The sequence below is a fragment of the Scytonema sp. UIC 10036 genome (assembly GCF_009725235.1).
In genome coordinates this window covers 38,976-46,263 of the sequence record NZ_WJFC01000096.1, presented here as the reverse complement: position 1 = coordinate 46,263, position 7,288 = coordinate 38,976, and the positions used below count along the sequence as shown (strand labels likewise).

At 39.7% G+C, this 7,288-nt stretch carries 8 protein-coding genes and 1 pseudogene; 3 read left to right on the top strand and 6 right to left on the bottom strand.

What is annotated here, in order from left to right:
* Window positions 1-396 (bottom strand): annotated as a pseudogene (locus F7734_RS34640) (histidine kinase); the annotation flags it as partial.
* A 60-nt stretch (window positions 397-456) separates the two neighbouring features.
* Window positions 457-1,344: a phosphate/phosphite/phosphonate ABC transporter substrate-binding protein gene (gene phnD / locus F7734_RS34635; protein WP_155749048.1), complete on the bottom strand. Its 888-nt coding sequence runs from the start codon at window positions 1,342-1,344 to the stop codon at window positions 457-459.
* Window positions 1,345-2,070: 726 nt separating this feature from the next.
* Here phnD and F7734_RS34630 point away from each other — a divergent pair.
* Together F7734_RS34630 and F7734_RS34625 are read left to right on the top strand one after the other, a co-directional pair.
* Complete coding sequence (locus F7734_RS34630) at window positions 2,071-2,688, top strand: Uma2 family endonuclease (RefSeq protein ID WP_155749053.1); 618 nt, start codon at window positions 2,071-2,073, stop codon at window positions 2,686-2,688.
* A gap of 77 nt (window positions 2,689-2,765) precedes the next feature.
* Window positions 2,766-3,671, top strand: a complete 906-nt coding sequence (locus tag F7734_RS34625) for an NAD(P)-dependent oxidoreductase (protein WP_155749047.1) — start codon at window positions 2,766-2,768, stop codon at window positions 3,669-3,671.
* A gap of 284 nt (window positions 3,672-3,955) precedes the next feature.
* Here F7734_RS34625 and F7734_RS66355 read toward each other — a convergent pair whose 3' ends face one another.
* Window positions 3,956-5,143, bottom strand: a complete 1,188-nt coding sequence (locus F7734_RS66355; protein ID WP_155749046.1) for a hypothetical protein — start codon at window positions 5,141-5,143, stop codon at window positions 3,956-3,958.
* 200 nt (window positions 5,144-5,343) lie between these two features.
* On the opposite strand from F7734_RS66355, the gene F7734_RS34615 reads away from it, so the two are divergent.
* A complete protein-coding gene (locus tag F7734_RS34615) occupies window positions 5,344-5,634 on the top strand; it encodes a helix-turn-helix domain-containing protein (RefSeq protein ID WP_243147245.1) in 291 nt (96 codons plus the stop codon).
* A gap of 54 nt (window positions 5,635-5,688) precedes the next feature.
* Here F7734_RS34615 and F7734_RS34610 read toward each other — a convergent pair whose 3' ends face one another.
* The 3 genes from F7734_RS34610 to F7734_RS34600 form a co-directional block, all read right to left on the bottom strand.
* Complete coding sequence (locus tag F7734_RS34610; protein ID WP_155749045.1) at window positions 5,689-6,483, bottom strand: endonuclease/exonuclease/phosphatase family protein; 795 nt, start codon at window positions 6,481-6,483, stop codon at window positions 5,689-5,691.
* Between the two features lie 129 nt (window positions 6,484-6,612).
* Complete coding sequence (locus F7734_RS34605) at window positions 6,613-7,059, bottom strand: PIN domain-containing protein (protein ID WP_155749044.1); 447 nt, start codon at window positions 7,057-7,059, stop codon at window positions 6,613-6,615.
* The gene (locus F7734_RS34600) at window positions 7,047-7,280 is read right to left on the bottom strand and encodes a hypothetical protein (protein WP_155742857.1); all 234 of its coding nucleotides are present in this window, start codon (window positions 7,278-7,280) and stop codon (window positions 7,047-7,049) included. The genes F7734_RS34605 and F7734_RS34600 overlap by 13 nt, the downstream gene beginning before the upstream one ends.
* Window positions 7,281-7,288: the final 8 nt, after the last annotated feature.

Sequence of the window (7,288 nt, the reverse complement as noted above, 5' to 3'; positions counted from 1 at the left end):
TGCCAAAGATGAGGGATGATTATTAATAAAAATTTGAAATTTACTCAAGTTTTTATTAATACTATCAATTTCATTTAAAAATTGGTTTTGCTCAAACTCTAACCAAATAGTATTTTCTAATACAGAGATTAATTTCTGCGGATGTATTCGCAATGAGATGACTTCTAGTTCTAAATTCTTTAAAAAATTTTGTTGTTGAGAAGATAAACTAACTTGTTCTTGCGATACTTGTTCGTAATAAGATGCGATCGCTAAACCATTAAGAGTTCCTATAATAGCAATACCAATAGCCGTAGCATATCCATAACTAATTTTTTGAGCAATACTCCAATGATAAATTATACTTAAAATTCTGACAAAAGCAGTTTTTAACTTTTTCCCTGGATAAAATATCATTTTTTTGACTGCTCTTAAGGTATTGAAAAGTTATTCAAAGTTTAATAACTAACTATTAGTTTATAGAAAATTTCCCTCTCCAAGTTCTTGATAAACTTTTCGTATGACATCATAATCAGCATCTTTAGCTACTAATAACTGACTCTTGTTATATCTCTGATTTGATTGAGAAATTAACAAGCTTTTTATCAGTTTATCTTGATTGTTGAGCATACGCGATCGTATATCTTCTACAAAACTTGCTAATTGGTTATTGAGCATAAAAACATCACTAGGGAGCAACTTTCCTTCAGCTATTATGGAAAATTCTTTATCATTTGAAACCCCTTCTTTTTTCAAAACATTTTTGTATCTGTCGGAAGCAATTACCCAAGCATCAACTTCTCCTTTTTTTAAGGCGTGAATTCCTTTGTCATGTAGCATAACGATTTTGACATCTTTTTTAGGATCTAATCCAGCATCCATGAGCATTTTTATAGGAAAAATATGACCAGAGGTTGAACCGACTTGTCTCATAGCAATAGTTTTGCCTTTTAGTTGTCTTAATGACGTAATTTTACTCTTGGCGTTAACAACAAATATAGAGTGATAATTCGGACGTCTTATTGCCACAATAGGAATAGCTTTTGCTCTTGAACTTAAAACCAAATACTCTGATGGACCTGCAAATACTAGATCTAATTCTCCTGATAACATAGAGGATGCAGCAGATGTATAGTTTTCAACGTTAAAAAGTTCAATTTCCACACCTACTACTTCTGCTAAAGCCTTGCGAAATGCTCCAAAATCTTGCTGCAATTTTTCAATATTATTTATATCTGTAACTGCAAATTTTAGTTTTCTAGATAGTGTAGTTACAGATTGAGTTGGATTCGGATTAGCTGTTTTTACACAACTCACGGTAAATAATAACGAATACCAAAGAAAGTTACGCCGTTTTATGTTCATTGTTTGCTATATTTAATTTTGCCTAACTATAACTGTTGTATTGTTTTCAAACTTGTTTCTAGATTAGTACAAACTACAAACATTTAAAAATAGGCTTTTTGGTTTACTTACTGTTAGAGTTCCCAAAAAGTTCTTAAAAATAACTTATTTAACCAAAATTTAATCTACAGCAGATTGTAACGCGGAGGAGGTACAAATATTGTAGGGGCGCAATGCCTTTTCCCTGGCTTGTAATGTACTTTGCTTGGAGTTATTACGACAATTTCTGTACAATTGCATAATTTCCCAATCACTAATTGAGTATTTATGCTTATCTCCAGAAGCATCAATAAACTCGTACCCAAAATTATAAGGAATTTTTTCTAGTTCAACTGATTCTTCAAATAAATCTAGTACGCAACGGCGTAAATAAGGTAACCATTAGCAACAAACAAAAAGCCTATATTCAAAACTTTCGCGCATAGCTGCCCTCTGCCTCCGGACTTCTGCGCTGCTGTTCCCTTTACAGGCGAGCCTTGGGACATTTTGGCAAAAAAAAGTAATTTATTTAACCGCAACAGGCGCAGAGTACGCAGAGGGAAGAGATGAGTGAGCAATTGATTTTCTGAAGTTTTTATGGATCTAGGCGGGGCTAGCGTTGTCTACCCTATAGTACTAGAACCTCTAAAAATTAGTATTTTTATATTATTATTTTAAATAATAGTGGCAATCGAAAACGTTGAATCTATGTTCCAAGCTCAAGGTAAACAAGTAACCTTTGAAGAATTTGCCGCTTGGCGTCCAGAAAACGGACGTTATGAACTACATAATGGGGTCATTGTTGAAATGGCACAACCGTTAGGGGGACATGAAAAAGTTACAGGATTTTTAGCTCGTAAGATAACTGTGGCGTTTGATAAATTAGATCTTCCGTATTTTATTCCAAGAAAAGTATTGGTAAAGCCATCTGAAAATGAATCAGGTTATGAGCCAGATGTGTTAGTAATAAACGAAAAAAATCTTGTCAATGAGCCGCTTTGGGGAAAAACATCAACTGTAATGTATGGTGCATCAATTCCGTTGATTGTAGAAGTTGTATCAACTAACTGGGATGATGATTACTACATGAAGCAGGGAAAGTATGAAACTATGGGAATTCCTGAATACTGGATTGCTGACTATCTGGGATTGGGTGCCAAAAAGTTTACAGGGAATCCAAAACAACCTACTTTCTCAGTTTATCAGTTGATAGATGACGAGTATCAGGTTAGGCGATTTCAAGGCAATGACCGTATCGTTTCCCCAAACTTCACCGAACTTAATATGACCGCGCAGCAAGTTTTTGATGCAGCCAATGCTGATTGATGTGAATATAGTCGAAGGGCGGAGTAGATCTTAAAAATTCTGCTAAAGAAAGCTGAGTTTTATCGGAGGGGGGTTGGATGATTTTAGTCACCGGCGCAACAGGTCTGTTGGGAAGTTTTGTTGTACGAGAATTACAACAACGCGGACAGCCAATTCGCATACTGGCTCGAACGAACTCAGAACCTACAATACAAAAGACAAATGTTGACGTAGTTCTTGGCGATCTTGCTAACACTGATAGTCTTTGCCGTGCCGCACATCAAGTAACAGGCATTATTCATATAGCTTGTACATTCACACATCCTGAAGTAGATATTGCTGCAATGGAAACGTTACTCAAATGTTGGGATCGAGGAGCGTTTGTATTTATAAGTAGTGTAGATGTGTATGGTTACGCTCAATGGATTCCGATCGCTGAGAATCATCCATTAAATAAGACTTATTCATCTTACAGCTATGGCAAAGTGTCCTGCGAAACGTTATTGGAGGAAGCAGCCCGAAAGAGAAAGCGCAGTGACTTTAGTATTCTTCGACCACCACATATTTGGGGTCCCAATCCGCGTTGTCTTACAAAAAAAGGTTTATGGACAACGAATATTTACGAAAAAGTATATAGGGGTGAAGATATCATCTTACCTGGGGAAACTCAGGAGGAATGGTCACAGTTTGGTGATGCTTGGGTAGATGCGCGAGAATTAGCTTGGGTATCAGTTGAATGTTTGAAGAAGCCACTGGGACTGGCGGCTAATGTTATCAACGACCATTTTACTTGGCATGACTTGTGTACTGAATTAATTCATATTACTGGAAGCCGCAGTGCTATTAGGCATAGTAACTCTGGAAGTAGTTTTTTCGCGCAATGCTGGAAATACAGTGGTGAAAGATTACAACAACACTTAAACTTTAACCCCATCTACAGGTGGCAGGATACTCTCGCAGAGATGGTTACTCTAACTGGAGCTTTTCAAAAAAATTCTCAATGAATTCACGCTTGGTGTTTATTGACAACCGTTTGGAAAAATATAATATTAACTGCTGTTTTTAACTTGGCACCAAATGTCAAATACTTTTCCTTTTCAAAACAAATCCCAATTATACGAGTGGTACACAGGTATTAGAATGGCTAACCGTAACAACATTTTCTGCCACTGTCGTAGATGTGGTTACGAATGGGTAGATTCTTCAGTTGAGGTTGTTTGTACCAAGTGTAGTAGCAAGGATGTTGAATCCATTTGCTGTTGGCAATTCCCGGATGATTAAATACAACTCATAATTGAGCCAAAAAACTATCCAACCTTGATGCACTCACAACTTCCCAGAACACACAGCCGTGGTGTTGTACTTGATACACATCTTCTTGTACTTCTTTAAAATCGATAATTTTACCAGCTTTCTTTGCCGCACTTAGCTTCCTGACTTCTGTCGGAGTTAGTGACGCGAGGCGTTTTTTCTCTAGAGGTGTTAATGCATCCCATGCAAGCTGCTTGTACTCGCCATAATTCTTCAAAGCAAGAGAAATTTCTTGCCAAGAAGAGGCTTTTTGCAGGGTCTCAATCAGCAACAGAACAGGTGATACGTTTGCCGTATCATCTTCACAGTCGTCTTTTTCTGGCTCTGGCTCAAAAGTCCACGCTCCTACTACTGGTTCGTTATAGTCGCTCTGGTCTTCAAAATCAACATCTTCTGCAATCGCTATCACCTGTAAAGTTGTTTCTTGGGCAACTGCTTCCGAATCGATTTCTTGGGATACATCTGGCTGTTGCACTGCAATTGTCGCGTCTTGTTCGGAATTGGTTGAAGTCTCTTGTTGAGGTTGTACCAAAACCAACCGCCCCTCAAGATAAGCCTGTCGTAGGGCTATGGCTTCGGCAACAATGCGCTGGGCACTTAATCCCTCATCATCCATCATTTGTTGTAAAGTTGTGCCAGTCTGCTCGCTCTCCTCATGGATGGGTGGAATCTGACAATACCTACCACCGTTCTTTGTCTGCCGCCAGATGCTTGGTAATTTCTGTTTTGGTTCCTTGGGCGATCGCTGTTGGGTAATGAGGTCGCGGACTGTTGCTTGAGTGATTTCTGGTAAGTCCAAGAGCTGGTCGATCGCGCTTTGGTACTTCTTGGGATTGTTTGCCAAGCGGAAGATTGTGGACGGCTCAATTTTTGATAAATCTCGATGTGCAAACAATTTGAATGCGGCAGCAACTTTGAGGTATTTGGTGTCTTCTGTTTTCCAGCCCTGTTGTCGTAAGAGTTTTCTGTACTCTTTTTTGGATAAATTCTCCTTCTGTTGAGCAAGCCACATGGCATGAGCCAGGATATTTTCGGTGGCTTGAGCTATTGGCTCGAATGCAGAACCAGGCGGTACGTCTGGTATAGCGTTAGCTTGAGCTTCAATGTACTGCTCTAGTTCTCTTTGGGCAATGGTCTGCTCGTCAAGGGCAAGTTGTGTCATCATAGTAGTTACCTTATATTTGATTCTTTGTAGAAGGCGATCGCGGCAATCTTGGTAAGAAAGCGCAATTGCCTTCTGTTTTTTGCGCTTTTCACATTTGTCTTTACACTTACTATATTAGTCGATACAGTTAAAGCAGTCAAGCTAATGACTAATGAGTTTGCGACGCTGCTTTATATGATAGTCACAGGAGTTAATAAAGAATGCAAAGGAGCTGTAAGTTAGATATGCCGAGACTGAAGAATGAACTCATGCCAATCAAGTGGCGTTTAGCTGTATTAATGGCTGACAGAGAAGTTGACTACAGAGAACTTGCTCAAATGACGGGTATGCATCACGTCACCGTTAGCAAACATAAAAACCTGCGAGTTATGCCAGAAAGACTGGAGAGAGAAACGCTTGAAAAATACTGTAAAGCTCTCAATTGTCAACCAGGAGATTTATTGGTTTATTTACCCGAGCCAAAAGATACTCAGCAAGAAGCAGAAGTATGAAATTGTCACTGTGCGCTACCATCCACTCGCCGTCAATCTTGCGATAGCAAACAGCTAACTGCCTGATATTTCTACAACAGCAGCAATGCCAAAGTGGTCAGAGGGATATAAAGTACGGCTATGGGGTTCAGGTTGATTAAGAATAATATATGCATCTTGCACGCGGATATGCTGGTTAACAAAGATGTAATCTAGTGTGCCTCGCCAAGGACTTAAGGTACGGTTGGATATCCAATCCCTTATCATTAGGCGCAGTGCTTTTTTCCATGTGCGGCGAGCCAGTGGTGTAGGACAAGTGTACTCTGGTTCATGACCGTGATGTGCAGCATAAGCTGAGGAGAAGTGCGATCGCATCAGCGCAATGGCACTCGTTTTGGGTGTACCGTTAAAATCACCGACTGCTACAATCGGCATCCCTTCTGGCAGATGACTTAACCACTCAAGCAGCAACTGTACTTGCTTATCCCGCTCTGGATGCGAACCTGGGTACCAATAATAGTGTCCATTGCAGAATACTAATGGCTGACCGTTTATGACAACCTGAACGTACTGAGCAACACGTCCTTGAGTTTGTAAATCGAGTACTTCTTGCAAGACAAATGGATGGCGACTCAGAATTGCAATTGTGTGAGTCCTTTCGAGTGAACCTAATTTTTGCGCTTGCACTAACTGCACGTAAGGCATACCAAGCTGCTGTGCAAGCTCACTCGCTGTATTTTCTGGCAGCTTAACTTCTTGTAAAGCAATCAGGTCAGCTTGCTCTCTTGCCAGTCCATCGACTAACAGAGTCTTTCGCTGCTCCCACTCTTCTAGATCGTACAAAATATTAATTGTGACTAATTTAACCATATTGTAGTTCCAGATTTAAGCGCGATCCGATGGCACCCTTAGTACAAGCAAAAGCGTTTCGCCCCTATAGAGCACTGCACTGTGCTTTTGGTCGCATTCCTCAACGCCCGCTACTATATTAATTTGGCTTTAAGGAGAAGAAATTTGGGAGAGCAAAACTACTGATATGCCAGGGAGACTTTGAAAGCGTTGGTCATTGGTTATGAAGGTCGAACACTGAGTTAACATTGCTGTTGCTGCATGAATGGCATCAGGTAATTTGATGTTGACATTGGCACGGAGTTGTGCGGCTTCAATTAAAATATCACGAGAAACAGGAATCACCGATAAATTCTGGGAGTTACTGATAAATTGTTTGTATATCTGCTGTTGTGTTAGGTTCTGATTCTGAAAAGGTTTTACCAATGCCTCAGCCAGTGACAGTTCACTTGTGACAGCAATCAAATCGCCTTGAGTAATTTTTTGGAATAGTTGAGTCAAATCTTGAAGATATGCTGGATATCCTTCTAAAGCATAAATCCAGATATTTGTATCAAGATAAACTTTGTTACCTTGAATAGCATCTATGATTCCCATGTATCCCGTTCGTTGCGAATAAACCGATCGACTTCTTGTGGTGTAGCAAAGTTACCTCTAGCAGTTCCAATAAAGCTAGTCAAAGATTGTTCTGGTTTCTTTGGAGGTGATTCTAAAAGTACAATAACTTCCACAGTTGCGCCTAATGGCAGTTCTGGCGACGAGATTTCTACTACACCTCCGGGCTTGACAATTGCCTTTTGCCTGATTTCACTAAGCACGGCTTTTC

Excerpts from the sequence above, each read along its gene's own strand:
- phnD (WP_155749048.1), bottom strand. The coding sequence starts at position 1,344 with ATGAACATAAAACGGCGTAACTTTCTTTGGTATTCGTTATTATTTACC.
- F7734_RS34615 (WP_243147245.1), top strand. The coding sequence starts at position 5,344 with ATGCAAAGGAGCTGTAAGTTAGATATGCCGAGACTGAAGAATGAACTC.
- F7734_RS34610 (WP_155749045.1), bottom strand. The coding sequence starts at position 6,483 with ATGGTTAAATTAGTCACAATTAATATTTTGTACGATCTAGAAGAGTGG.
- F7734_RS66355 (WP_155749046.1), bottom strand. The coding sequence starts at position 5,143 with ATGATGACACAACTTGCCCTTGACGAGCAGACCATTGCCCAAAGAGAA.
- F7734_RS34605 (WP_155749044.1), bottom strand. The coding sequence starts at position 7,059 with ATGGGAATCATAGATGCTATTCAAGGTAACAAAGTTTATCTTGATACA.
- F7734_RS34630 (WP_155749053.1), top strand. The coding sequence starts at position 2,071 with ATGTTCCAAGCTCAAGGTAAACAAGTAACCTTTGAAGAATTTGCCGCT.
- F7734_RS34625 (WP_155749047.1), top strand. The coding sequence starts at position 2,766 with ATGATTTTAGTCACCGGCGCAACAGGTCTGTTGGGAAGTTTTGTTGTA.